The organism is Marinobacter orientalis (assembly GCF_004792665.1).
Lineage (GTDB): Bacteria > Pseudomonadota > Gammaproteobacteria > Pseudomonadales > Oleiphilaceae > Marinobacter > Marinobacter orientalis.
In genome coordinates this window covers 1,146,845-1,166,285 of record NZ_SRZX01000001.1, presented here as the reverse complement: position 1 = coordinate 1,166,285, position 19,441 = coordinate 1,146,845, and the positions used below count along the sequence as shown (strand labels likewise).

At 51.7% G+C, this 19,441-nt stretch carries 15 protein-coding genes and 1 tRNA gene; 5 read left to right on the top strand and 11 right to left on the bottom strand.

Translation table 11 applies throughout. The annotated features are described in order from the left end of the window. The first annotated feature begins 17 nt into the window (after positions 1–17). Positions 18–94, top strand: a tRNA-Pro gene (locus DIT72_RS05480). 907 nt (positions 95–1,001) lie between these two features. Then, complete coding sequence (locus tag DIT72_RS05475) at positions 1,002–1,337, top strand: hypothetical protein (RefSeq protein ID WP_135954157.1); 336 nt, start codon at positions 1,002–1,004, stop codon at positions 1,335–1,337. A gap of 165 nt (positions 1,338–1,502) precedes the next feature. On the opposite strand, the gene DIT72_RS05470 is transcribed toward DIT72_RS05475, so the two are convergent. Continuing rightward, positions 1,503–2,665, bottom strand: a protein-coding gene (locus DIT72_RS05470; RefSeq protein ID WP_135954156.1) for an IS3 family transposase whose coding sequence is annotated in 2 segments (ribosomal slippage) — positions 1,503–2,410 and positions 2,410–2,665 — 1,164 coding nt in all. Because the reading frame shifts where the segments join, the coding sequence is not laid out codon by codon here. A gap of 54 nt (positions 2,666–2,719) precedes the next feature. Here DIT72_RS05470 and DIT72_RS05465 point away from each other — a divergent pair. Then, positions 2,720–3,232 (top strand): hypothetical protein, encoded by a 513-nt coding sequence (locus tag DIT72_RS05465; protein WP_135954155.1) that lies wholly within the window; start codon positions 2,720–2,722, stop codon positions 3,230–3,232. Positions 3,233–3,886: 654 nt separating this feature from the next. On the opposite strand, the gene DIT72_RS05460 is transcribed toward DIT72_RS05465, so the two are convergent. The 3 genes from DIT72_RS05460 to DIT72_RS05450 all read right to left on the bottom strand — a co-directional run bounded on the left by DIT72_RS05460 (position 3,887) and on the right by DIT72_RS05450 (position 5,957). Beyond that, positions 3,887–4,528: a hypothetical protein gene (locus DIT72_RS05460; RefSeq protein WP_135954154.1), complete on the bottom strand. Its 642-nt coding sequence runs from the start codon at positions 4,526–4,528 to the stop codon at positions 3,887–3,889. 114 nt (positions 4,529–4,642) lie between these two features. Continuing rightward, on the bottom strand, positions 4,643–4,882 hold the full coding sequence (locus DIT72_RS05455) for a hypothetical protein (RefSeq protein WP_135954153.1): 240 nt from the start codon (positions 4,880–4,882) through the stop codon (positions 4,643–4,645). Between the two features lie 517 nt (positions 4,883–5,399). Then, positions 5,400–5,957, bottom strand: a complete 558-nt coding sequence (locus DIT72_RS05450) for a hypothetical protein (RefSeq protein ID WP_135954152.1) — start codon at positions 5,955–5,957, stop codon at positions 5,400–5,402. Positions 5,958–6,228: 271 nt separating this feature from the next. Here DIT72_RS05450 and DIT72_RS05445 point away from each other — a divergent pair, with 271 nt between their 5' ends. Continuing rightward, positions 6,229–6,714 (top strand): DUF4113 domain-containing protein, encoded by a 486-nt coding sequence (locus DIT72_RS05445; protein WP_228260733.1) that lies wholly within the window; start codon positions 6,229–6,231, stop codon positions 6,712–6,714. Positions 6,715–7,552: 838 nt separating this feature from the next. Continuing rightward, entirely contained in the window at positions 7,553–7,765 is a 213-nt protein-coding gene (locus DIT72_RS05440) for a helix-turn-helix transcriptional regulator (RefSeq protein ID WP_135954151.1), read from the top strand. 208 nt (positions 7,766–7,973) lie between these two features. Here the strand turns inward: DIT72_RS05440 and DIT72_RS05435 are convergent, their stop codons facing one another. From DIT72_RS05435 to DIT72_RS05405, 7 genes are all read right to left on the bottom strand, one after another. After that, the gene (locus DIT72_RS05435; RefSeq protein ID WP_135954150.1) at positions 7,974–8,693 is read right to left on the bottom strand and encodes a hypothetical protein; all 720 of its coding nucleotides are present in this window, start codon (positions 8,691–8,693) and stop codon (positions 7,974–7,976) included. Further along, positions 8,690–9,586 (bottom strand): hypothetical protein, encoded by an 897-nt coding sequence (locus DIT72_RS05430; protein WP_135954149.1) that lies wholly within the window; start codon positions 9,584–9,586, stop codon positions 8,690–8,692. Before DIT72_RS05430 ends, DIT72_RS05435 begins: the two co-directional genes overlap by 4 nt. A gap of 268 nt (positions 9,587–9,854) precedes the next feature. Beyond that, positions 9,855–12,962 (bottom strand): type III restriction-modification system endonuclease, encoded by a 3,108-nt coding sequence (locus DIT72_RS05425; RefSeq protein ID WP_135954148.1) that lies wholly within the window; start codon positions 12,960–12,962, stop codon positions 9,855–9,857. A 208-nt stretch (positions 12,963–13,170) separates the two neighbouring features. Further along, complete coding sequence (locus tag DIT72_RS05420; protein WP_135954147.1) at positions 13,171–15,066, bottom strand: site-specific DNA-methyltransferase; 1,896 nt, start codon at positions 15,064–15,066, stop codon at positions 13,171–13,173. Between the two features lie 13 nt (positions 15,067–15,079). Beyond that, entirely contained in the window at positions 15,080–15,859 is a 780-nt protein-coding gene (locus DIT72_RS05415) for a DUF4391 domain-containing protein (protein ID WP_135954146.1), read from the bottom strand. After that, positions 15,856–19,128 carry a helicase-related protein gene (locus DIT72_RS05410; protein ID WP_135954145.1) on the bottom strand — a complete coding sequence of 1,091 codons (3,273 nt, stop codon included), beginning with the start codon at positions 19,126–19,128 and terminating at the stop codon, positions 15,856–15,858. The genes DIT72_RS05415 and DIT72_RS05410 overlap by 4 nt, the downstream gene beginning before the upstream one ends. An 84-nt stretch (positions 19,129–19,212) precedes the next feature. Next, positions 19,213–19,395: a FitA-like ribbon-helix-helix domain-containing protein gene (locus DIT72_RS05405; protein ID WP_135954144.1), complete on the bottom strand. Its 183-nt coding sequence runs from the start codon at positions 19,393–19,395 to the stop codon at positions 19,213–19,215. Between the last annotated feature and the right edge of the window lie 46 nt (positions 19,396–19,441).

Below are 19,441 nucleotides of genomic sequence, written 5' to 3'. Positions count from 1 at the left end.
TAATACCGGCCGTTGATCGGCGTGTGGCGCAGCTTGGTAGCGCACTTCGTTCGGGACGAAGGGGTCGCAGGTTCGAATCCTGCCACGCCGACCAGATTTCAACGACTTAGAGCTCATCCTCGGATGGGCTCTTTTTCGTTTCTGGCTGGGTACATATTGGGTACATAAACCCAACAGCGCCGCTCATCTACATCGATTCACTCAAAGTCATTCTAAAATGCAGTATCTCTGCACTCGGACGCTTTCGCTTCCGTTGGTCCTGATTTTATCACGCAGATGAGCTACAACCTATAACCCAGCCCTGTTGCGCTCTTGAACCTGCCTCGTAGAGCCTCGCAGTGGACAATGGTCACTCGCCGATAATTTTGATCAGCCACCAATCCTTGCGTCACACGGACGACAAAATTTCTTTTCAGGCATTGTGGTCAAACTACCTTTTTCATGCATTTAGACACCCTGCCGCTTCAAAATCGAATCCCTAACCATGGTTAGCAGCCTACCAACGCAGGGTTAATGTCTCGTAGTTCGGGATCGAATCCAGGATCCGATCATAAAAGGTACCTTTTCTGCTCCTAGTTTGTTGTGCGTGATTGTTGAACACCAAACAAGCCAAAATGCCCGCCTTCCTAGTGGTTTGTGGGAGTGTCCAACAAACGACCGTTATATATCCGATTGCTCGTTGTCGGGATGATGAATTTTACGTATTCGAAAAGAGCCCTGGATGAACCCGCTCACCCTAGCCCAGGATGCAAGTACTTACTTTATACGTCCCCCGGCAAAGTCCCAGTTCTATTGATGGCACAGATCAGATAACAGAGATCAAATGATTATGTGACAAGGGTTTGATCGGTGGGCTAAGCTTTTGATTTACTGTTTTATTGGATTTTGCAGTATTGTTTGAAAAACCGTAATCACGAAGCGGTCAAATTTTCGCAAAATCGCCGTCACTGAGATCTCTGTCCGCTTGCTGTTACCACCTAAACTTGTTTCAAGGAGTGAGAATGCTGAAATCAACCAGGGAAGATCGGTTTCCCGTATCGACAATAGAAACCGGCTGTGAGCCCTTCAACCTCAAACAGAAAGCAAGAGAGGGCTATAAAGTTGGGGAAAACCCAGTGAAGGAGACAGGTGTGTATGTTGATACATTCGCGGATGCATTGGACAGACTCAGAGCAATGAGTGTTGCCGGATGGAGAGATTACGGGCCGGGAAATAGTCAAGGCGCTCGAAAAGCAATTGGATGGGTTACGAAAACTGATGCCGAGCGTTTACTTAAAGTGAAGGACAAAGAAAAACGAATAGCCTTGTATCGGACAATTTCGGATGTAGTGCTTTAAGTCGCTAACAAGCACGGCGGTGGCTTTTTTTGCGTCTTCGTCTTCTTTCCAAAGTCGCGCATGCTGAGGGCTTTGGGCATCACCACTCCCAAAGGGTAAATAATGAAAAGAATTTTTGCACTGGTAACACTAACGTCTATGTTGGCTGCCTGCGCCGTGTAGTGGTCAACTAATCCCGGACAGTATTTTAAGTTTCTCTTCCGCAACCACCGGTGGCATGCCGTCATTGAATGTATGAGGACGCTGCCGGTTGTAATAGTCCATCAGATAATCACCAATGTCTTTCCTTGCGTCGGGAATCGAGCGGTAGCCGAGTGAAGGTATCCATTCGCTCTTCAGGCTCCGGAAGACCCGTTCCATCGGGGCATTGTCCCAGCAATTTCCCCGGCGACTCATGCTTTGCTCCATGCGGTAACGCCAGAGCCTCTGACGGAATAATCGACTGGCATACTGACTGCCTTGGTCGGAGTGGAATAGGACCCCAGTCGGCTTTCCTCGTTGCTCATACGCATGATCCAGTGCCTTTACCACCAACTCACCATCAGGCCGATCTGATAGCGCCCAGCCAACTACCCGGCGGGCATAGAGATCCAGAACAACCGCAAGATAGCTCCATCGCTGACCAGCCCACACATAGGTGATGTCACCGCACCACGCCTGGTCTGGGTGGCTGACGCTAAACTCACGATTCAGCCGGTTTGGAATGTCTGGCCTTTCCACAGTGGCCTGCTTGTAAGCGTGTGGACCGGGTTGTTTGCAGATCAGTCCCAGCTCACTCATGAGGCGGCGAACCTTGAAGCGTCCGATCACAACGCCTTCATCATTAAGCATGGTGGTGATCATACGGCTTCCCGCTGAGCTTCGGCTCTTGTGAAAGATCCGGTTCACATCGGCTCGCAGAACCACTCGTTCCGCGTCCACTACAGACCGTCTGCGGCGATAGTCGTAATAGCTGGACCGCGATACTTCAAACGCTTTACAGACCATCTCAACCGGCTCCTGCTCACTCAACTGGTCTATCAGCGCGTACGATTCATCTCGTCCGACATCAAGAGAGCGGTAGCCTTTTTTAGTATCGATTTTTCCCGTTCCAGCCTCTCACAACGGGCTTCCAATTCCTGGATCCGCTGCTGCTCCGGGGTCATCGCTTTGGACTTAGGTGTAACCCCACCACGTTCTTCGGAAAGCTGTTTTACCCATCGCCTGAGGGCGTTCTCGCCGACATTCAAAGAGCGGCTGGCTTCGGCAACACTGTAGTCCTGGTCAAGGACCAGACAGGCAGCTTCCTGTTTGAACTCCGGCGTAAAAGATCGTCGTTTCCTGGTCATCAGACACCTCGCTTATGGTGGCGATATTACCACCTACGTTGGTGTCCGGAATCATTGAACCACTACACCGTACAACCAATTCCTCTGCATGATCGAGCTACTGAATCGTATCAAGTGCCATACCAGAAATTGATTGTCGACAACCTATCTACCGAATCAAAAATCGGGGTCAATGATATTATTTATGTAAATGGGTGGGCTCCAGCGCACTCTGGTTTTGAGCCACCACTCAACGAGTCATTTGTCTCGAAAATTAAGAACTCGATAGTTGCAAACGGCGAGTCTGGCCGTGTGGATGTCGCTGTGCTTAGGGTTGGCTTTTTTGTCGAGAAAAACGTAGCTGACGACATCGTATTTGTCGGTTTGTTTATGGTAGGCAGAGAGCGAGGGTTTAAGTGTGACGCCGATGTCAATGTGAAAACAGAGCGTGATTCTCAGCGGATAACACTTACCCATGAGATACGTCGCCCGCATTTTGATAATCAAGAGCAAATTCGACAATTCATTGAAACGTGCCAGACCGATCTCATTAGTCAGCTTGCTGACTCAATCAAAAAGGCGATCTAAGGAAATGTGTCCGACCACTGTAAGCTGGTAGTATCTTGGTCTCCTTCCCCGGCAGTCCACCGAAACTGGTTCCTGACCTACCTGATAATCTGAACCTCAGGTTCGTCCACCGCATCATCGGCGGTGGTTTCAATGAAGGTGCACCGGCGTAATTTGATGCAAGGGCAGCAGCTACCGCCACGAAGCTGTGCTAGTTCCAGTTCCAGGTGGTGAGTCTGGTGGAGCTGAAAGGTGGTTTTTGGTTCGCCTCTCAGGCGTTATGTCAAACGTCACGCACTGTATCTTTAAGTTCATGAGTTGGGATGGTCGCAAAGCGAATATTCAGATCCGAGTGGTAAAGCCTCTTTTGAGACTCGGTGTGTCATGTCTTAGGGGGTAGGTCCAAAATTTAGAGGGATGGCACAACCACTTATCCCAACGAATCGGGGTTTCGTTGTCGCTGCAAATTACCATCCTGCATTATTGAGGGCAGAGATCGCCCTCAGGTTGTTTGAGACATCATTAAGGTAGTCAGCAGGATTGGCTGCCAAGGCCGCTCCAGCATCAAGTAAATCCTGACCGTGCAATTCTGGATCGCAAGCCGCAAACTCTTGGCCAGGAGTACTCAGCACCCCGTGGTTCGACAGTGAGGGGTCTCATTGATGAGTCTGAGACTTAGGCCTGCCAGACGCTCAACTGCTGGACCGGTACAGGCTTCAACAGCTTCCAGTTGGTAAGATCAACTGCGCCCTGGCCGGTACCGCGAATCTCTTGGTATCGGTCCAGTGTTTCCAACTTGTCGTCGCCGTTTTCCGTGGCAATGTCGTGAAAGCTCAGACCGTCTATCTGCACCAATAACGGCCGGTACTGCTGACCAAGGATTTCAACAAGCTGTTCAGGCAGGACATTCAGGCAATCAAGTGAGTAGGTCTTAATCTGAAGAATGTGAATCAGATTCTTTGCATAAGACAGCAGCTCACAGCCCGCGTCCAGCGCATACTTCGCGGCCATTCGCTCTTCGGGCGTGACATAGGTCTCACCGTGGCGGTAATTATGACGGTTGCCGTCACGACTGATCCCTTGTTCGGCAACAAGCCCGTACTCAATTTCAATCCTTGGCCAGTCGTCCAAGTGTCCAATTGTTTTTCTGGCGAAATCATAGAGATCCCTGTACCCCTCGACCCAGCCGTTCTCCTGAACCATATTCAAACCACCCAGGCCATGACGATGAATATGAGGGAGAAACAGGGAACTGGTACCGTGGAAGAAGGGCACCTTGAACGTCCCGTTTTTATCTAGCAACTCGTTGGATTCCATACAAATCTTCCCTGTCCTGTTCTGAATCTAAGAGTGTCGCAAACCTCCTGGGGAACTGCAGAGGTTTTGACCGACCGCCTTCCACAGCTTCCTGCGTAGACGCCCAGAATCCGTTCAGTCTTTGGCAACGACTCGCCAATAACCTTCATAATAAACACCGTCAACGCCCTCATTATCGGTATCGGATACGACCTCATACATCTTTCCTTCTAACGGCCCATCGGGAAGACGATCGGCAACGACACGACTGGCTGTGCGCTCCAGTGTTGCTCTGTGGTGTGGCTTCACCTCGCGTGCGCGTGAGTCCCCCTTCCGATCGACATCCCACCATTCAAACTCAAAACTTCCTCTCATTTGTCCGCTCCTTTTCCGGGAAAATCAGCGCAGAACGGCTTGAGGTCATCCGCGCTGAGTGGTTGGTTAAATCGTTTGTCTCGGGACTCTGCAGGCTAGCTTTCGTTTTCCAACATTTGCGCCTCAGGCTTGAACCAGCGCAGCCGTTGTTCGCGCGCATGAAACTGGACGCCGAAATGGTACCCAAAAACCGGACGTAGGCGCACGCCATGGAATCGTAGTCTCTCTCTGGGCCCCAGAGCTCTCCAGCAAATCAATCAGCGGCGAGCGCGGCGTGATAATCCGTTGAAGCTGACCGCTCATCTGGTGCTTCATCGCTTGTGCCCGGCACATAAGGAGTCTCATCTGCTTGAGGTGCATACAATCCGTTAACAGGTGGCCTGCGTTTCAGTAGCCGCCCCTAAGATCTCATAAAGTTGGCGAGCTGCAAGCAATTCGCCAACCAGACATCCATTGGCTGAAGGCGTAAGTACCGAACGCGGCGAAGATTGAACGGCAGGCCGGAATTTAGGAAAGGCTACAAGAAACCGTCATCGGAGTTGCCGAAGCTGTCTATGCCAAAGTCGCTATCCATCCCAGTCCCGATACCCATGCTGTCATCCATGCCGATGCTGGAGCCCATGGTGTCGTCCATGCCAGTGCCCATGCTGTCATGTAAACCTAGGCTCATACTGTCGTCGCTCATTCCGTAAACGTTACCGCCGACATCAATCATACTGTTGGCCATGGGCAGGCCGGTCGCGGGGTTGATGCTACCGCTTGCGATACCGCCGTCATTGCCTAATGAGCTGGAGTAATCACCAAGCATGTCGTCTGTGAACAGGCTGTCATCATCGGTCACTGACTCAGTATCTGAATCTTCGAAAATTCCTCCCGCCTGGCTGATCTCCTGCCAGTCGGGAGACTCCACCGTTGGCTCTGAGTCTGAACCAGACCCGATGTTAGGGTCAGGCGTCATAAGGCCCAGCCCGTCATGGCTGACGTACTCCTTTCCCTCGTGGACGGTGTAGACGGTGTACTCATCAGGCTTGAGTTCATCGCTTTTGGAGAACAGGGATTTCAGGGTTTTTAACATAACGGCATCATCCGGATTCTTGAATTGAGTCGCTTACCGACAACCTAGCATACAATCAAAAAGATCAAAGCGATTGCCGGAGAGGCCGGTCTCCAGTTAGCTGACGCGGACCCCAGGTGGATTCGCAAGCACTTCAGCGTCGTGGTCGAACGCACATTAAGGGAGCTCAATGGGATTCCTTGCCACGAGGACATCCTGGCAGTCGCCCCGGCGAAAAAGCAGATCCTCTGCTCGAAGTTCTTCGGGTCGCCTGTGACTGACCCTCGATTCCATGCGCTCCGCCGTATCGCACCACGCCACGCGGGCCGCCGAGAAACTCCGCAAGGAAAACCTTGAGTGCGGATATCTGGCCACGTTTATGTCGACAAGCCGGTATCGTTCTGGCGAGCACTACATCAACCAGAGGGGCATTGCTCTGCCTTATCCCACGGCGGACACACACGAGATCTGCGGTCATGCGGCTGGCTTGGCCCAGGCGCTCTGGCGAGACGGGTACAGGTACAACAAGGCCGGGATCGTGCTCTCCGATTTCCGAGTGCCTGCCGCTTGCCAGTCGGATTTCTTCAGTAGGATCGAGGACGATGAGAGAGATCAGAATCTGATGCGGACGCTGGACAAGATCGACAGCATTGCCGGAAAGAACACTGTTCAGTTTGGCCGACAAATTCACAAGAACACGATCTGGCAGATGCGTCGGGAAAATTTGAGCCCGGCGTACACCCCTCGCTGGGCCGATATCCCGAAAGTGAAGTGCTAGAGCCAGCCACTGCAAAAAGTTGGAACTTTTGGGGTTGCATGTCCGAAGACTTGTGTAATGATGACCACCATCAAACAGCTTAGCGGCACGAATTCACTCGCTGTGCTCAAACAAATAAGCAGCCTGGCTCCGGGGTTAATCGAGGAGCAGCTCAGCCGGCGGTAGCTGTTAACACCGGCAGTCGATCACGGGGTCAAGGTGCGCCCAAACCGCACCGCCTCCTCTCCGGGGGTCGCCCGCAGCCCTGCGTTATGGGCAACGATGATAAAGCCCCGTGGAGCCTGGCTTCACGGGGTTTTATCTTTTACGGACAGGCCGCAATACTTGGTTAGTAGTGAACCTTCCATCCTTATGGGGCGGTTGGACGCGAACGTTCGCTTTTGTTTATAGAGCAGACAGCGCGAAAAGGCCTCCAGCGAGCGAGTAAGTTCATGAGAAACTCAATAAACACTTTGGATGAGCCATCTGACGAATCAGAGCAAGCCCCTGAGCAGCTAAGCTCTTGTTTGAAGGCGGTTTATTGGAGCCTGGCAAGTTCCATGAAAAACAAAAGTGCGTATAAGTTAAAAATGGATCCTCGCTCAATTTTTTTGACAAGTCCCCACCACTAATAACCTGTCAGTGGCAACGTCAAGATGCATCAACAGACTTCAACACTGATAGCGGCCAAAGGTGGGTCAAAATAATTGGCCAATGACAACCCGGAGAGCCGTAGCCCAACTTGACCGCTTCCGGCGCAATTTTCTGCCTTATTGCTTAAATCAAGCAATTACACCGCCCAACGACCGCTTGCATCCTCTTAGCATTAACTCGTACTCAAAACTAAATGGAGATGCAGATGAAAAATACGTCGTTGCAAATGTACTTCACGGATACGGAGGTGGGGAACTACTACTCAGTATCCCGCGGCACTATCCGACGCTGGATTCGTGAAGGCAAATTCCCTCGCGGGAAAAAACTGAGCTCAGGGTCCACTCGTTGGCTAAGGTCTGATATTGAAGAATTTGATCAGGCGGTGCTTCGCATGAATGAGGAGATGCCTGCTGAGTGATAATGGTGCCTGGGGCGAAGACCTCTACTAGACTCTTCGCCCCAGCAACCTCTCTACTTAACGGAAAGTTGCGGCCTGAATGTCGTCTCCAGATGTGGACGACGGAAGACTCAGCGCCACATTCGTGGCGCATGGGCGGCTACAGCATCATTGAAAATGAATTCACAGCGACTTGAGAATCGAGAGTTGATGTTAGCCGCATCTAGGTTTATGCGTGGGAAAGAGGCGTCGACTTGCCGGAGGAAAGATCTCTGCGGCGGTTGATCACTAATTCCGGGGTGTAATGGTTCTTATCATCCTGATCTTCAAACCCCAAACGTTGGTACACGTTACCACCAATACCTGGTATGACATTATTATCCGCAGATTTTTGATCATCTCGGGCAAAATAGTAATATGCGAAGCGACGAGTAATATCGCTCGCGAACTCCTTTTCAAGATTCGACTTAGCGTCTGTAAACATCACCGGAGCAACTACATAAATCATAGATGGATTCGATTCACGAATAAGGTGCGTAAGATTCGTTTTTACGACACAAGCGCCAGAAATGATTGATTTTGCAACAATAAGACTATCTACCGACTTTATTGTAGGTTCGGAGTACTTTCTCTGGATGGGTGCTGTATCGGGAATATTTCTGGTTTCGTCTCCAGGAAAACGCTTGTTCCAAAAGCAAGCTACGGAAATCGAGCTAACACTACCCCTCAAGCCTTCAATGATTCCCTGTACCAGAAAATCTGCGTCTTCAACTGTACAGGCGATGCCCACAGATTTACCTTCGAGCTTGTCCCTGAGCGCTTTGCCATGCTCAAAGCCCAGCTGATACATTATATGTTTGTATTCTGCAGGGGGCGTTGCGGGGGCCGCTAGACGATCCAATAAAGATTGAATGGAGGCGGTAGCGAGTTCGGTCAGTGTCCGGCTCATATCAAGTGCCTCTCTAACTCTTCGAATGTAGACGGTTCTTCCATGACTATAATTCTTTGAAATTCAGAGAATTTCTCGGAGCCTACCGAGTACTCAAGTACTCCAGAGTCTGACTCCAGATAACTCCACTCGAAAAACCCTTGCCCCATAGTATAGTGGAAACCCTCGATTTGCATCAGTATCGCTTCAAATTTTTCAAGAATGTCAACTCTAGATAGCGATCTAACGTAATTTGGCTCGTGCCGCAGAACCCCTTCCCAAAGATCCATGAGGTTACAGGGGGTACCACAGTTACTCACCCATTCGCCGACAAATAAAGATCCCAGTCTTTCTATCTTGTCGAGGTCAGCGTTAACGCACAGACTCGCGAGTGCATCGCGGAGCTTGGGTTCAATCTGGAGGAGGTGATTTAGAGTCTCTCCAAAGGCGAACTGTTCCACAGCCGAGTAGTTAGAAATATCTTCGGGCATTGATTTTTGGAGCCTTCCTGCTTTTTCAGGACAGGGTAAGACGAGCGTGGCTGAAGTTTTGCCCACGCCGGCTCCTTCGTTCAAGAGCTTCTGATACCGGAAATCATCGGCAATCGGATGGTCACCTGAGCTCCAAGAGACGTTTTCAGTATTTTTGAGCTGGAAGTGCTGATGACAAGAATCTTCGTTCCAGAGAATTACAAAGTCATCGACGAAATCCATCGTTTGCGTCGATAGGAGTGGCGCTGGCAGTCCGTTCTGGATTGTATCCGTCACGAGCTTCGCAGCATTGTAGACCGCGAACCAATTTTCGTATTGAACACCTTCTCCTCCGGCCTTTCCCCCACGGTGTTTATTTGCGAGATAAGCCGAGGCCGCGAGACCACACACCTTTTTGGAGAGTTCCAGATTGTCCATTTGCATTATGAGTTGAGTCCAAATTCGCCAGTCTGTAGAAATTAGATGCAGATAGGAGTAAATCTGCGCCAATTGCCGGGCCCTTAAAACTGCGTCACATGCAGGGTGAGTCGCAGCATCCGGGTCTACCTCATCATATGTCGCCGCACGGTGGGTTGACTGATTTTTTTACGTAGTAACAAACGAGCGCAAACGGAGGGAAGCAAGTACCGGTGTTGCCCTATGGTGATATAGCCAGCCAAAAGGGCAAAACTTGTACTTTTTATCCTGTTCGTCACTGTGTCGTGGCCGCCCCCACCACGTCCATAAGCTTCGCATAGTTAGTCACGACATCATACTTCACCTTATCCTGAGCGACCTTCAGGTTGATCTCATCAAAGAACTTTCTCGCACATTCGATCTTGGTCTTTTCTATTTCCCGCAGTTTCATGGACGACATCGAGCCTTTGGTCTCAGCGACAAAGTAGATGTGCTTGATGTTGTCAGCCTGGAAGGAAATCGCCCAGTCCGGATTGTAATCGCCGACGGGTGTGGGAATCAGAAAGCCTCTCGGCAGCTTGGCGTAAACCACGACTTCACTGCTCGTATCCAACTCATTCACAAAGCGGCGCTCGACATCCGAATCTGTAATCGCATAGTCGTAGACGTGGTTCTTCAGTTTGGCCGTGGCGCGGGAAAAGTCCTGGCCGGTCTGGTTGGCGGTGAAAATATCCACATCGTAGCGTTCATCGACTTCATCGTAGGCCAGTCGCTCAATCACCATAGCGGCTTTTTGTTCAGTGATAAGCCGTGATGCCTCGGCAATGAAGTGTTCCGGGTTCTGGCGAAACTGGTTGAACACCGCGGCTTGGATGCCCTGCAGAATGCTGGCTGCGGTTCCGCGAGTCAGGTGGGCATTTTCTGACACCTTGCCCAACAGGTCATAGCGGACCCTTGAGTGGATGGAGTCGCCGTATTCGGTCGCTGTCTTTTCAACCTTGAAGCCGTCGCCTCTGCGCAATTGCTCGTCGGTCAGCGCATCCTCCTGAATGCCTGTCTGTACGGTGTACTGCAGGGGCGTTACGCGCAGTTCCTTTTCCAGCGTTGCAATGCACTTGCGCACCAGTTCATCGGAGTCAAAGTCGACGCGATACACAGCCTTGCGGTTGATGTGCTGCCAAAGCGCCTGAAATTCCTTTTTGTCGAAGTTGGCATTGAGCGGGTTAGTCTTCGGTTTGCGGCCATCCTCGATCTTGGGCAGCTGGCCTTCACTGAACACGGTGTCGATCAAGGCAAAGACCTGGTCACCGAATGGCTTCAGATCCTCGGGTAACTCCGCCAGGGCGCCTTGTGCCTTCGCATCATGGTAGGTATCGACAACTTGGTCTGTATCGTCAGTGTAGTCGTTCTTCAACAGATAGCGGTATATCTGCTTGGCCATGGCGGGTGTGACTTCTACAGTGCCTTGCTCCGTCGCCAATAGCTTGCCCGTGAAATAGGCTTCAGTTGCCTGACGCGGCCGGGCACTCAGATTTTCACTGATTTCCTGCTGCAGCCCGGTAACGAAATCCTTGTAGCTTTCGCTGGCGATGACCGTCAGTACGTTAATGTCATGAACTACGGCAGGGTTGTCCATGCGGTCGCCGTGCTTATCGACTGACAAACGTAGGCCGCGCCCCACCTCTTGGCGCCGGGAAATCATGTTGTCACTGTGCTTTAGCATGCACATGATAAAGACGTTGGGGTTGTCCCAGCCCTCACGCAGCGCTGAGTGCGAGAAGATGAACCGCGTAGGCTCCTGGAAGGAGAGCAGGCGCTCTTTGTCTTTCAGGATCAGGTCATAGGCGTCCACATCATCAGAATCAACCGCCTTTTTCCCCACAGCGGGATCTTTCAGGCGATTGGTCTTTTTATCGATGGCGAAGTAGCCGTTGTGAGTGCTGGCTGGGTCAATATCTTCCAGGTACTGGCGGTAGGCCTTATTGTCGAGTGCAAGTTCAGACAGGTATTCGTTTTTCAGCAGGTGGTACTCTTCCTCAAAGATGCGGGCGTACTCGCCATTGTCATCTTCCTGATCGTAGTCACGGTACTTGGCCACCTCGTCGATGAAAAACAACGACAGTACCTTGATACCCTGGGCAAAAAGCTGTTTCTCCCGTTCCAGGTGAGCCTTGATGGTCTCGCGGATCTGAATACGACGGATGTCGCCTTCGGAAACGTCACCGCTGGCCTCTCCAGCCGTAAGCACCAGCCCATTAGTAAACTCCACGGTGTCGTTGGTAGCGTCAATCTGGCTGATGGTGAAGCCGTCCCGGTATTGATCCAGTTCACCAGATTCCGCAAACAGGTCATCTTTGAACCGAAGACGCCTGAGCTGACGCTTGATCTCGCCGGATTTGAGTTTTACTTCAAGCTCTATGCGCGCAACCGGTGCATCCTTGGAGATGTCGATACCTTCCAGATATAGGTAGGCGTTGGTGCCCGCCAGACCGCGTGTTCGAATGCCGCGCACCGCGATCTTTTTGACCAGTTTCTGGTTGTAGGCATCCAGGGCATCCAGACGGTGAATGCGGTTGTGCTGGGTGCGATGGGTCGCCGAGTAGCGGAGAATGGCCAGCGGCTTGAACTGGGGCAGAGCCTCCATGGTGGCTCTACCTTCCATCTTTTGTGGCTCGTCCAGAATCAGAATTGGCCGGTTTGCAGCAATGACATCGATGGGTTTGCGTGACTGGAAGTCATCGAGCTCGTCATAAATACGTCTGTTATCGGCACCCCGGGCGTTGAAAGCCTGGATGTTCATAATCATCACATTGATGCTGGCGTCGGAAGAAAAACTTTCCAGCTCATGCAGCCGCTTGGAGTTATAGATGAAGAACCGCGCCTTTTTACCGTAACTTTCGGTGAAATGCTCAGCGGTGATCTGTAGCGACTTATACACGCCCTCACGAATAGCAATCGAGGGTACCATGATGATGAACTTGCTCCAGCCATAACGCTTATTCATCTCGAAGATGGTCTTAATGTAGCAATAGGTCTTGCCGGTGCCGGTCTCCATCTCCACGTCCAGGTGGATGCGTGTAGCGGCCAGAGCATCTTTTTTGTAGGCGGCCTTAGCCGGTACATGGTTGTTTTTGGAGTCGTAGGTGGTGAAGTCCGTCAGTAACGATGACGTCGGGAGATTCTGCCGACGCTGAACGGCCTGAATGTTGTCAAGTATCTGGGCTTCGCTTAGCACCAGGTCAGCATTCTTGAAACCCTCTGCGTCGAATGCGCCAACCTGGGCCTGCTGGCCGGGGTCGATGCGGTAGGCCAGGCCGTCACGCATGGGTTGACCAGCAAAGCAGTCCACCACGGATTCAACAGCATTAGTTTGGTAAGCCTGCGTTTTGAACTTCAGCTTCATGGCATTCTCTTTCTGCATTCTTTCTGCATACGGGTTAATTCGTCATTGCTGCAGAAAGGATTAGGTATTTGATTATACGAGTTCTTTTTAATTTAGCGGTGCGCACTCTTGCTGCAAGCGTCCACTCTGGCTTGCCTCGTGAGCCGGTAACAAGAATGCGCCCTTGTCGCCCTAACTTAGTCAGTCGGTTGTTTCATTCCGTGAGTCCTTAGAGGCTTCTGACTTCGGTGCTGGGTGACAGCTGGCGGAAGATTTGCTCGACGTTGATCTTTACCGCATCAGAGACGAACCCATTGTCGCGGAAAACCACGCGCAAGGGCTCATGCTTGGCCAGCTCTTTGACCAGATCCTCTGTAACACCGCTGTCGAAACAAGCGACCAGCGCATTGTCATCGATGAAAAATACGGTCTTTTCTTGCAGGGTTTCGCAACGAATCGGCAGAGTTAGGTCTACACCCCAGTCCACCAGTACCTGGAACAAAAGATCCTCTGGGGTGCGGTCGGATTTGACGTTATCCACCGCTTCTAGCAGATCGCCTTGAGATAGCTCATCGGGACGGTAGTAGATGTCCTTCATGTTCGAGGTATCGACCTTAAGGACGCGGAAGCCAACATCTCGATTCCAATCATGGTGGCAGTCACCTTCAAGGATTTTCTGGCCAGCGCGGCGGATGCGCTCTTTTGACAGCTCGGCAATATTTCGCGCCACTCCGAGCTTATCGCAAAGTTCAGCGGCAGCACCCTGCACAGAATTAGGGCGGTCAAGTTCTTCTGGGACCTGTGCTAAAATAAATTTTCTTGACATTCCGTCCGCTGCACACTGCTTGAAGACAGACTGCGCTGTCGTTCCAGACCCTGCAAAAAAGTCCAAAATGATGTCGTCTTTTTCTGTTAACTGCTCGATAAACAGCTGTATTAATGCGGATGGTTTTGGAAAAGTGAAAGCGACCCCTCCCATCAGAGCGTTCAATTCTCTGGTGCCGTCTGCAGTGCTGAAGCCGCCCAGCACAGATGAAATATTCTTAAAGAGACTTTTCATTTCGTTGAGGAATAGCTTGTGTCGAGGCCTACCACCAATGCTGGATGGAAAAAGAATACGCCCTTCCTCAATTTTTTTGGCCATAGTTGCGGGCTCATAGCGCCATCCTTTGGGCGGACAGCCATAATTGATACCGGAGTTCGGATCGATAAGGTCGTAATGAAGATTTGGTCTTGCGTCTTTAGTAGCAAGGCCAGTCAAGTCCGCCGACCGCCATGGGCCACGGGGATCATTGTCAGCGTTGGAAAATTTATCAAAATCTTTCTCAGAACCTCTGAATCTTGCTGAATCACTACGGGCATAACAGACAATATATTCGTGGTCACTAGAAACTCCGGTAATCGCTCTAGTGTCTTCGCTAATGCGGGATTTCCAAACAAATTGGGCAACAAAGTTTTCACGACCAAAAACTTCATCGCAGAGGTGTCTCAGATTATTCACCTCTTCATCGTCAATGCTTATTGCGATTACACCGTCTTCTGACAACAGATTCTTTGCTACACGAAGTCGTGGATAAATCATTGATAACCAATCAGAGTGAAATCTGCCATTAGCCAACGTATTTGCTAAGAGCCGATTCCCAATCGAGTCACGTTGGAGCGACTCTTCCAAGTATTGGTGAGACCCTTGGACGAACCGATCATCATATACGAAGTCATTTCCTGTGTTGTATGGAGGGTCAATATAAATCAGTTTCACTCTGCCAAGGTAAGGCTCTAGGAGAAGTTTCAATGCGTCGAGATTATCGCTTTCTATAAACAAATTTTGGGTAGCTTCAAAATTTATACTCTCCTCCTCAGCAGGCCGAAGTGTTTTGCCGATTGGAGCGTTTGAGACAATTAAAGCTTCTCTTTTTCCTGGCCAGTTCAGTAGGTAGCGCTCTTGTCCACCATCTTCTATTAAAAGGTCACTTAGTTCTTGCTTAAGTTGATCAAAATTCACTGCCAATCGTGGCTTACCAGTTACCTCATCCCGTGCCTCGGTCACACATCCAGGAAACAGCTCCTGAATCTTGGCAATGTTGTCCTGACCCAGGTCGGGGCTGTGCATTTTCAATTTGTCCATTACATCTCTCTCACTAACTTTGGGAAGCGCCTTGCCGTTGCGTCAGCCGCTCCAGCTTCTGTTTGGCATCGCGCAGCTCGGCGTTGATGGCTACGCGCTTGTTGAATTGTTTCTCGCGGCCCATCCGTGCTTTGATCCGCTGTATCTCTTTCTGCTGTGCGGCTATGGCTTCGGCCCGTTCGATGCGCTGCTCCAGCGTCACTCTGTCCGCTTGTTCGCTTGTCGCGGTCACTGAATAAATAGCGGTCGGCGGCTGATTGGCTTCAGGAACTGTGCTCTGCTCTCTAACGCGTGTAATCCCGTCCTGCACGAGCGGACCCAGCAGTTGCTCGTAGAGGCTGCTCATATCCAATGCTACTGGCAAGGGTTGGCGTGTTGTGTGTTCTGGCTGCCAGTCGGTTTCAAAATAGTTCCCTATCCGCCAGCGGCTACTATCGCCTTCGCTTTTCTGAGAACGCGAGCTTTGCTTGTAGGCTGCTGCGACCTTAATACGGGTGCCTTGTATCAACTCGAAAATCAGTGGGAAGGGGATTGCGCGGTCAATGGCCTTGAGCACACCCCGATCCAGCTCGGCGCCCTTGAGCGTGACACGAAACACCTGAATCTCAGTGACTGTCTTAGTGGCGGGCAGGTTGACCGTCTCCGGGGCCAGTTTGTAGGCCCAGGTAATCTGCTCCACCTGCTGGACAAAACGCTCCTTCAGGGCGCTCCCAACGGCGCCGTGTTCGTATATCTTGCGCTTGGGCACCACCCGGTTAAAGGCAGCCGTCTTGGGCCAGGCAATTAGCGTCATGCACCTTGCCTTTCGATGACCAGGAAGGCAATCAATTCGAAGTCATCCAGTCCTTTAATGGTATTGGTCAGCGCACTGGTGCGGCCACCACCGAACAGGCTGTCGATGTCTTTTTCGTCTTTAACGTCGATCATGCTGCGGATGGCCTGGCTGAGCAGATCTGAGTAGCGCTTCATGTTGCGCCCATCATCCGTGTGTGCATTGAACTTGTGGCACAGGTCGGGAATCGGTTCTACTTTGCCTTTGCAGCTGCTTCGGACCAGGTCGAGCAAGCGCTTGACTTCGGTGTGGTCTGCTACCACGTCACCGTCGTCGGCAATATACACCAGGTAATAGGGGTGCAGGCGATTCTGCTGGTTGACGTTGACACTGTCGTGGATGTTTTTCAGGGCGAAGATGACGCCGGGCTCTATGCCCAGTTGCGGTTGGGCTGGCACGAGAGCGTGCATACCAAAGGGCACGTTTTCCAGCTCGCCGTGCTCTTTCACGTAGTTGAGTAGGTCCATGCGGAAGTCATTGAGGCCCAGGTCGGTAATCGACACACCGGCTTTGACATCTTCCAGCTCGATCACTTCCTCCTGCATGCGTTTGAGCTGCTCTTTCCGGTAACCAATTTCACTGGACTTGGCAGTAAGCACGTTGTCGTCACCGGTGGCGGTTACATCCGCAATCACCATGCGGTTTTCCACCCGCTCCTTCAGGTTGATGTACTCGTCCAGGCTGATGTCCGGCCAATAATTGACCAGCTGTATCTGTTGGTTGGGCGAACCGATACGGTCGATCCGGCCAAACCGCTGGATAATACGCACGGGGTTCCAGTGAATGTCATAGTTGACCAGGTAATCGCAGTCCTGAAGGTTCTGGCCTTCGGAAATGCAGTCGGTACCAATCAGAATGTCCAGCTCACTCGGCTCGTTCGGGAGCGCAATATCCTTTTCTTTGGAGCGTGGCGAGAACAGGGTGAGCAGACTCTGGAAATCGTAAGCCTTGTGCAGCGTTGACTTGGGTGCGGCCGATCCGGTCACTTTGCCAACGTGAAGCCCCAACTTCCGGGCCATGGGGGCCAGGTTGTCATAGAGGTAGTCGGCGGTATCGGCAAAGGCGGTGAAGATCAGAACTTTGCGGTTGCCGGGGTTGAGTGGATTTTCGAGCTTACCATTGATCAGTTTTAGCAGGTGCTGGAGCTTGGCATCGTCGGCCGGCGTCACTTTGCGCATGGCTTCCAGCAGCCCGTCGATCAGGAGTAGGTCGGCATCCAGGTCATGACGCCAGGAAGGCAGATCCATGTCGGCGAGGCTGATCTGCACTTTTTTGCCGACAGTAAATTCGTCCAGCCCGCTCAGATCTTCGTCATCACTATCAAAGCCGCCCGGGTTATCCAGGTAGTCACCAATTTGAATCGCCTGGCCACTGGACTCAAACCCCTCTATGGCATCCAGGGTCCGGGTGATATTGGCTCTGAGGGATGCCAGCGTTAATCGAAAGGCTGCCACAGAGCTTTCCAACCGCTTGAGCAGGTTGGTTGTCATCAATGCCTGCAGGCTGTGTTCACGATCAGCCTGACGCAGCTTGCCTTTGCCACCCTCAACATGGGTGTCGTACAGTTCTTCGTATTTGCGGATGCGGCTTGGCAGGATGTAGCTAATGGGCGCATACACGGCCAGTTTGAGCAGGGATAGCTCGGTGAAAATATGGTTGAGGTCGGCGACATCCGTGCGCTCAGTAATCGGACAATGGAACGATAATGGCTTGCGCCGTTCTGGAAATGGCCCGATATCCGTGGTGTCGTAGAAGGTCTGGATGTGCTTCCGTGACCGGGCAATAGTGACGCTATCCAGGAGCTCGAAAAAGTCGAAATCCAGCGCCCGAAGGATTGAGGCCGCTGTACGCTCTTCTGGTGGCAGTGCCGACCACTCGTTAAAGGCCTTTTGAGCCCGTCGGAAGATCTCTTCTACGCTGGTTTGCGTTTTTAGGTGTTTGCCGAGAGTTTCCGACTGTCCCTCGTAGGCCAAAGCCAGTTGATTACGCAGATCGTTGAAGCGATTGTTGACCGGAGTGGCTGACAGCATCAGCACTTTGGTTTTTACACCGGCGCGGATGACTTTGTTCATCAGCTTCTGGTATCGCGTTTCCCGGTCTTTATAAACGTCGTTATTGCGGAAGTTGTGGGACTCGTCGATGACGACCAGGTCGTAGTTGCCCCAGTTGACCCGGTTCAGGGGAATGCCAAAGGATTCCCCGCCAGTGCGCGACAGGTCGGTGTGGCAAAGCACATCGTAGTTGAAGCGGTCTTTGGCAAAGATGTTCGTTGTGAGATTGCTGTTGAAGTTGCGCCAGTTGTCCGCGAGCTTCTTTGGGCACAGTACCAATACCGATTTGTTGCGCAGCTCGTAATATTTGACGACGGCCAATGCGGTAAAGGTTTTGCCGAGCCCCACACTGTCGGCCAGGATGCAGCCGCTGTAGGTTTCCAGCTTGTTGATAATCCCGGTTGCGGCATCTTTCTGGTAGTTGAACAGCTTGTTCCAGACCAGGCTTTCCCGGTATCCCGTGAGGTCGTTGGGCAACACGTCCTCATCTACGTCCTCCAGGAAGTCGTGGAAGATGTTGTAGAGCATGATGAAGTAGATGCGCTCCGGGCCATTTTCCTGGTAGACGGATTCAATGTGGTCGCAAATGGCGCTGGTAACATCTTCAACCTTATCGGGGTCGCTCCAGATTTGGTCGAATAATTGCAGATACATTTGAGCGTGGGCCGGCTCGTCCATGCGGGTAACGAAGTTGGAGACAGCGTTGCCTTGCTGGTAACCCAGATCCACAGCGGTAAAACCATTGACCGGCATATAGGCGACACGGCTATCACCCCCGGCCACATGGACAAAGGACTGCATGGGGGCCTTCGTTTTATTGGAGCGGAACCTGGCTTTTTGGCGTATCCACTGAGCGCACTCCCGCGCCACCGCCCGCTGAGTGAGTTTGTTTCGCAGCTGGATTTCAAACTCGGTGCCGTAAAGTCCGCTTTCACGCTGAGATTTGGGGATAAAGAATTCCCGACGCTCCTTTTTAAGGCGATCGGTCACTTCGGTGGGTACAAACGTGGGCGCGGTGAACACGAACTGCAGGCTTTCCACATCAGCCAGCTCGGCCTTGAGTGCCTCGAATGCATAGATAGAGAAACATGAAGCCGCGATTTTCAGGCGGGCACCTGGTGTGATCGTTTCTTTCAGATCGTCACCCAGCAGGCGGTTGATGTTGTCGATCATTTCCAAAGTCTGCCCTCCTATGGGCATGCCGGCCTGGTTTATTGTTTTTTTACTTAGAAGGCCCGTCTTTTTGGACGGACGAGCATAATGCTACTGAGCTTTGACCATTTCGCTGGTGACCGCCTCAGCAGGTCGGCTCGGGTCACCAGTCAGCACAGCATTCTTCAGAATCGCTCGGGCTTCTGCTTCCATACTGCGGCCGTTGATGGCTGCTTTCACACGCAGAGCCTTATGGACTTCATCGGGTAGATTGCGAACGGTCAGCATCGCCATTGCGTTGGCCTCCTATGCATACAATGCATGCAGTGTAGGTTGCTGT

Excerpts from the sequence above, each read along its gene's own strand:
- DIT72_RS05445 (WP_228260733.1), top strand. The coding sequence starts at position 6,229 with ATGCGCTCCGCCGTATCGCACCACGCCACGCGGGCCGCCGAGAAACTC.
- DIT72_RS05460 (WP_135954154.1), bottom strand. The coding sequence starts at position 4,528 with ATGGAATCCAACGAGTTGCTAGATAAAAACGGGACGTTCAAGGTGCCC.
- DIT72_RS05430 (WP_135954149.1), bottom strand. The coding sequence starts at position 9,586 with ATGCAAATGGACAATCTGGAACTCTCCAAAAAGGTGTGTGGTCTCGCG.
- DIT72_RS05415 (WP_135954146.1), bottom strand. The coding sequence starts at position 15,859 with ATGACGCTAATTGCCTGGCCCAAGACGGCTGCCTTTAACCGGGTGGTG.
- DIT72_RS05405 (WP_135954144.1), bottom strand. The coding sequence starts at position 19,395 with ATGGCGATGCTGACCGTTCGCAATCTACCCGATGAAGTCCATAAGGCT.
- DIT72_RS05425 (WP_135954148.1), bottom strand. The coding sequence starts at position 12,962 with ATGAAGCTGAAGTTCAAAACGCAGGCTTACCAAACTAATGCTGTTGAA.
- DIT72_RS05450 (WP_135954152.1), bottom strand. The coding sequence starts at position 5,957 with ATGTTAAAAACCCTGAAATCCCTGTTCTCCAAAAGCGATGAACTCAAG.
- DIT72_RS05475 (WP_135954157.1), top strand. The coding sequence starts at position 1,002 with ATGCTGAAATCAACCAGGGAAGATCGGTTTCCCGTATCGACAATAGAA.
- DIT72_RS05440 (WP_135954151.1), top strand. The coding sequence starts at position 7,553 with ATGAAAAATACGTCGTTGCAAATGTACTTCACGGATACGGAGGTGGGG.
- DIT72_RS05420 (WP_135954147.1), bottom strand. The coding sequence starts at position 15,066 with ATGGACAAATTGAAAATGCACAGCCCCGACCTGGGTCAGGACAACATT.
- DIT72_RS05435 (WP_135954150.1), bottom strand. The coding sequence starts at position 8,693 with ATGAGCCGGACACTGACCGAACTCGCTACCGCCTCCATTCAATCTTTA.
- DIT72_RS05455 (WP_135954153.1), bottom strand. The coding sequence starts at position 4,882 with ATGAGAGGAAGTTTTGAGTTTGAATGGTGGGATGTCGATCGGAAGGGG.